Source organism: Thiohalocapsa sp. (genome assembly GCF_019695415.1).
In the GTDB taxonomy this organism is placed as follows: domain Bacteria; phylum Pseudomonadota; class Gammaproteobacteria; order Chromatiales; family Chromatiaceae; genus Thiohalocapsa.
Map to the genome: position 1 here is coordinate 1 of NZ_JAIFKJ010000347.1, position 4,773 is coordinate 4,773.

At 70.1% G+C, this 4,773-nt stretch carries 5 protein-coding genes; 1 reads left to right on the forward strand and 4 read right to left on the reverse strand.

Features of this window, described 5'->3' with window-relative positions; all coding sequences use genetic code 11:
• The first annotated feature begins 244 nt into the window (after nucleotides 1-244).
• Complete coding sequence (gene lspA, locus I6U14_RS09910) at nucleotides 245-745, forward strand: signal peptidase II (RefSeq protein ID WP_296898911.1); 501 nt, start codon at nucleotides 245-247, stop codon at nucleotides 743-745.
• Nucleotides 746-836: 91 nt separating this feature from the next.
• Here lspA and I6U14_RS09915 read toward each other — a convergent pair whose 3' ends face one another.
• The 4 genes from I6U14_RS09915 to I6U14_RS09930 form a co-directional block, all read right to left on the reverse strand.
• Complete coding sequence (locus I6U14_RS09915; protein ID WP_296898913.1) at nucleotides 837-1,109, reverse strand: oxidative damage protection protein; 273 nt, start codon at nucleotides 1,107-1,109, stop codon at nucleotides 837-839.
• Nucleotides 1,106-2,275 carry an A/G-specific adenine glycosylase gene (gene mutY, locus I6U14_RS09920; protein WP_296898918.1) on the reverse strand — a complete coding sequence of 390 codons (1,170 nt, stop codon included), beginning with the start codon at nucleotides 2,273-2,275 and terminating at the stop codon, nucleotides 1,106-1,108. Before mutY ends, I6U14_RS09915 begins: the two co-directional genes overlap by 4 nt.
• A gap of 63 nt (nucleotides 2,276-2,338) precedes the next feature.
• Nucleotides 2,339-4,396 carry an AsmA family protein gene (locus tag I6U14_RS09925; protein ID WP_296898915.1) on the reverse strand — a complete coding sequence of 686 codons (2,058 nt, stop codon included), beginning with the start codon at nucleotides 4,394-4,396 and terminating at the stop codon, nucleotides 2,339-2,341.
• Nucleotides 4,393-4,773, reverse strand: a 381-nt coding sequence (locus tag I6U14_RS09930; RefSeq protein ID WP_296898916.1) for a DUF2007 domain-containing protein, incomplete at its 5' end; no start/stop codon positions are given. The genes I6U14_RS09930 and I6U14_RS09925, both read right to left, overlap by 4 nt.

Here is a 4,773-nt window from a genome sequence, read left to right on the forward strand (position 1 = left end):
ACGTGTGTGCCTGGCGCGCGACGGGATCGGGGGGTGTCGTCACCTGCGACCTTGCGGCGGGTGCACAGCCCAGCGCGCGAGAACATCCTGCCGGTCAATGGTGTAAGCACCAGGGCGGTCGCCGGCTCAGAGGTTGTGAAAAATCTGCCGGCCGTCGCGAGGGCGAACGCTCACCACTGGCCAAATCGAGCGCGCGCCGCCACAATTCGCGGCCCATGTGCATGCCTGACCCCGAACTATCCCCGTGAAGCACTGGCTCTGGCTGTCTCTCGTGATTCTGCTGCTTGACCAAGCCAGCAAATGGCTTGTGCTCGCGGCGCTGGAGCCCTATCAGGTGATCGAGCTGGTGCCGAACCTAAACCTGACGCTGATGTTCAACACCGGCGCCGCCTTCAGCCTGCTGTCGGACGCCGGCGGCTGGCAGCGCTGGCTGTTTGCGGCCTTCGCGCTCGCGGTGACCCTGGTGCTGGTGGTGTGGCTGCTGCGGCTCAAGCCGGGCGAGGGCTGGCTCGCGGCCGGCCTCGCGCTCATTATCGGCGGCGCCGTCGGCAACCTCATCGACCGCATGCTGTTGGGGCATGTGGTCGACTTCATCCAGGTCTACCTACCTGTCATTCCGCTGGCGCTGTTCAACCCTTGGCCGTCGTTCAATGTGGCGGACAGCGCCATCTCCATCGGTGTGGTGCTGCTGGTCGTCGAGAGCTTGCTCGGAGAGCGCGGACACGACGCCGCAACCCAGCGCTGAACCGGCGGCTGCTGCCCGCGTCCCAAACCCCTGGCGCTGCTTGAAGGCGCTGACCGAGTCGGAAAGCCCGACCGGTCGCGGGCGCTCCAGATCACTGCTTGGGCGGCACGTAGCCTTCCGGCATCACGGCGCCCTCGCCGAAAAAGTACTTCTCCATCTGCTCTTCCAGGAACTTCCGCGCCTTTGGGTCCATGGGGCTCAGACGGTTTTCGTTGATGAGCATGGTCTGGTGCTTGAGCCAGTCGCCCCAGGCCTGCTTCGAAACATGCTCGAATACGCGCTTGCCGATCTCGCCAGGATAGGGCTGGCGCTCCAGTCCTTCGGCCTCGTGGCCGAGCTTCACGCAGTTGACCATTCGCGTCATTGGGGTTCTCCGTTGTCGTGGGATGCGTCGTCGGCAGCGCCGCCTTGCAGCTGTCGAGAGGCGTCGGCGAGCAGCCGGGCGATGGGCGCGGGCAGCCCGAGGTTGCCCGGGGCGCCTGGATCTACCCAGGCCGCCGTCGGCTGGTCGCCGAGACGCGCCGGGGTCGCCGCGCTGTCGGTTGCCCTATTGTTAACCCTGTTGTTCGCCAGATGCAGCAGTGCCGCGTCGATATCCAGGTGAAAGTGGGTGAAGGAATGCCTGCGCGGGGGCAGCATTTCAACCCGGCTGAGGTCGCATCCCAAGCGCTCGCGGCACCAGTCTGCCGCAGCCTCCGGCAGGGGGCGCCTCAGCTCGGCTTCCGCCAGCGCCGGTGGCACCCAAAGCCCGCCCCAGACGCCGGCGGGCGGGCGGCGCTCCAGCAGCAGGCGGCCGTCGGGGGTGACCGCGAGCAGTAGCTGGGTGCGGCGAACCGGGCTCTCGCGCTTGGGCTTCGGCGCCGGGAAGTCGCGCTGGGCGCCACGGTGCAGGGCGGAGCAGTGCGCCGCGAGTGGGCAGCGCCCGCAGGCGGGCTGCGTGCGGGTGCAGAGCGTCGCCCCCAGATCCATCATGGCCTGGTTGTAGGCGGCCACACGCGTGTCGGGGGTCAGCACCTCGGCGAGCTGCCAGAGCGCCGCGAGGACGTCGCTTCGGCCGGGCCACCCCGGCACGGCGAAGCAGCGCGCCAGCACGCGCTTGCAGTTGCCATCCAGGATGGGCTCACGCTCGCCGTGAGCCAGAGAGCGGATCGCGCCCGCGGTGGAGCGGCCGATGCCGGGCAGCGCTTCGAGTGCCGTCATATCCCGCGGCAGCTCGCCGCCATGCTCGGCCTGCACAAGGCGCGCGGCCTTGTGCAGGTTGCGGGCGCGGGCGTAGTAGCCGAGGCCGGACCAAAGGTGCAACACCGCGTCCAGGTCGGCTTGCGCCAGCGCGGCCAAATCGGGAAAGCGCGCCATGAAGCGCTCGAAATAGGGGATCACCACGGTCACCTGGGTCTGCTGGAGCATGATCTCCGAGACCCAGACCCGATACGGCGTCGCCGGACGCTGCCAGGGCAGGTTCTTGCGGCCATGCTCATCGAACCAGACGAGCAGCGCTGCGGCGAATTCGGCCGGCTGCCAGGGTGCCATGGGCAGCCCGGCGAGCAGGTCCACGGTTGCGCTGCTGTCCGGCATCCGGCGCATCGCGGGGGCTCAGAGGCCGAACAGATCCCGCAGGCCCTGTTCCAAACCCTGGACGCCGGTGGCCTCTTCCAGCTGCTTCAGCACATTGCCGTCCTTGTCGAGGTGGCGGCGGGCGGCGCGCCGCGCGGCCTCCGTCACCGCCGGGCCCAGCTCGGCATCGACCTTGGGTGCGGCGACGGGGCCCGCGACGCGGATCGGCACCTGGATGCCCGCAAGGTCCTGGATATTCGGGCCCTTCGGCGGCTGCTCCAGGGTGGCGATGAGGTCCGCCGCGAGGCTGCCGACGGCGACATCCAGCTCGCCCACCCCGATCAGGCTGAAAAGCTGCGCCTGGCCCTGAATGTCGCGGCTGCGGAAGACACCGTCCTGCCCCTGCGCGCTCAGACTGAGGCGGGAGACGGCGAGCATGTCCGGGGTCACTTCAAGCCCCACCGTGTCGAGCAATGGCCCAAAGTCGCTCGCCGCTCGGTCCAGGACCGCGACGCGGCCCTCGACAACGGCCAGGCGTAGGGTGCCGGAAAGGTTGCTGCGGAGCGCCGCGGCGTCGCTGCCTGCCGCCGCCAGCTCCGCGGTCAGGTCCGCGGTACCCGTGATCTGCGGCTCGCCCTGCAGGTCCGTCAGCAGAGCCCCGAGGTCCGCGCCCGCGACGTGGGCACGCAGCGTTTGCCGCGGAGGGGCGCCGGCGCGCCGCGTTTGCTCGATGCGCCCGTCGATGGTGCCGCCGTAGAAGGACCCGGCGGCCAGATCCACGATGCCGTGGACACCCTGCTGCTCGGCCATGATGCTTAGATCGGCAAAGGCCAGGCCGCCGGCGCGGAGCAGGTCCGCCGCCAAGTCCAGAGAGAGGTCCGGGGCAGTGTCCGCCGGCGGTTGCGCCGGCATTTGGGGCTGGCCGGGTCCGTCGGCTGCCGCCGTAGTGACCGGCGCGCAGGACTCGGTGCCGGCGGCGGGCGCGGCCGCAGCGGGCGCCGCGAGGTAGCGGTCCAGGTCCAGCCTATCCACTCGCAGCGCGAGGGAGAGCCGCGGCGTCGACCCCATGAACAGGCTGGCGGCGGCGCGCGCGCGGCTGTCGTTCAGGCGCAGCGCCAGCGGGGCGATGTCGAGCCGGCCCGGCGTCAGCTGGAGCACACCGGCGGCGGCGAGACAGCGCACCCTCTCGGCATGGCCAGGCAGCGGTTGACGGCTATGGGTGCCGAGCCAGCCGCGCAAATCGAACGGCGCAAGGCGCAGGTTGCCGTCGGCGGTGAGCCCCTGGGCGGTGAGCGCCACCTCGGCATCAGCGGTGATGGAGAGCGCGCCCTCCACCAGCGCGAGGCCTTCGATCCGCCAGGTGCCGTCGCGATGCCGCAGGGCGCGCTCGGCGCTCAGCACCGGCGCCAGGTCGCGCAGGGTGCCGAGACGCAGCGCTTCGCCCGTGATCCGCACCGGCGCCAGCGTCAGCACCGGCAAGGCGCTGGTGTCGGCGGTCGCTGTCAGGATCAAGGTACCGCCCACGCCGGCCTCCGTGCCGGATACCGGCATCTCGGCAACGATCTCGAGCGGCCCCGTCGGCGCCGCCTGCAGCGGGGCGGCGGACGCGCTGAACAGTGGCCAGGTTAGGCGGCGGGCGCCGGGAGGATAGCTGAGCATCACCCGCGCGCCCTGCACCGTAAGGTCCGGGATCGCGAGCCCGCCGAGTACGGGCGGCAACACGGGAGTGCGAAGAACCGCGAGGCTGAAGTCGAGGCCCGTCGTGTGCAGGAGCAGCGGCTCGGCGCGGCCCAGGAGCAGTGCTGACAGGGCGAGCTCCAGGCGCATGGTCTCAGCTGCGGCCTTAACCTCCGGCGCCCGAACCTCGACTGATTCCAGCACGATGCTCGGACGCGGAAGCAGACGCAGCTCCGTGACCTCAGCCACGCGAACCGGCAGGCCCAGGGCGCGGCTGATCTCTTCCTGAATGCGCTCTCGCAGGGTTTCACGGTCCACCAGCGCAGGTGCCGTGACCAGTAGCCCTGCCAACAGCGCCAGAAGTCCGGCGAAGAGGAGCACGCCCCTCGACAGCCAACGCCGACCCTCCTGAGCGGTCATGGGCGCTCGTCACCGCAGCGCCAGCAGAGGTCGAAGCTGCCGTCCACCAGCTCGCCGCAGCCGTGACAGACCCAGGAGCGGGTGGGCTCACGCCGTTGATCGTCCAGGAAGCGCTGGAGCAGCTCCCGGGCGCGATCCAGGTCCTCGTCGTGCACGATGCAGACGCTCGGATAGATGTCTGCCGGCAGCTCGCCCATGGCGCCGGAGAGGTAGTCCCCGAGGATGGTGTTGTCGACGAGATGGCGCTCGAGGAAGTCGCTCAGCAGCTGGGCCTCGATGCGGTTGCCGGCCTGGTAGAGTCGCTGCATGGCGGCGGAGGGGTTGGAGCGGGTGATGGGAATCGAACCCACGTCATCAGCTTGGGAAGCTGAGGTTCT

What these genes read in the sequence shown, in the direction of transcription:
- I6U14_RS09915 (WP_296898913.1), bottom strand. Translation starts at nt 1,109, where the DNA reads ATGACGCGAATGGTCAACTGCGTGAAGCTCGGCCACGAGGCCGAAGGA.
- mutY (WP_296898918.1), bottom strand. Translation starts at nt 2,275, where the DNA reads ATGGCACCCTGGCAGCCGGCCGAATTCGCCGCAGCGCTGCTCGTCTGG.
- I6U14_RS09925 (WP_296898915.1), bottom strand. Translation starts at nt 4,396, where the DNA reads ATGACCGCTCAGGAGGGTCGGCGTTGGCTGTCGAGGGGCGTGCTCCTC.